The 521-nt window shown below is 80.0% G+C and carries 1 protein-coding gene; it reads left to right on the forward strand.

The genetic code is table 11. The features are described 5' to 3' along the window. Positions 1-521, forward strand: a 521-nt coding sequence (locus HTZ82_RS03045; RefSeq protein ID WP_175407686.1) for a cytochrome P450, incomplete at both ends; no start/stop codon positions are given.

Consider the following 521-nt stretch of genomic DNA (forward strand, 5'->3'; position numbering starts at 1 on the left):
CCCGCGCCGCCCACGACGTCCTGCGCGACCGCCTCATCGCCGAGATGAAGGAGTCCGACCCGGACGCCGCCCTCCACGCCATGCTGGCCGTCGCCGCCGTCAACACCACCGTCGCCGCCCTGCCCCGCGCGGCCGCCTGGTGCGCCGACGCGGGCCTGTGGGACCAGGCCGCCGACGACACGCTGCGGCCCGCCCTGGTCACCGAACTGCTCCGGGTCACCGCACCGTCGCCCCTGCTGCCACGCGTGGCCGCCGCCGACGCGACGGTCGACGGCTGCCCCGTACGGCCCGGCGACCGGCTGATCCTGGTCGCCCGGCACGCCGCCGAAGCGCACCGCTCGGCGCCCGACGCCCGCCACCCGGCCCCGCCCGCCGTGGCCCAACTGGTCTTCGGCGCCGGCCCGCACGCCTGCCCCGGCGCCCGCCTCGCCCGCGCCCAACTGGACGACACACTCGCCGCCCTCGCCCCGTACCGCCCCACCGTCACCCACGCCCGCCCCGACCGCCACGCCGCCCTCCCG

It is taken from the genome of Streptomyces sp. TRM64462 (genome assembly GCF_013362995.1).
In the GTDB taxonomy this organism is placed as follows: domain Bacteria; phylum Actinomycetota; class Actinomycetes; order Streptomycetales; family Streptomycetaceae; genus Streptomyces.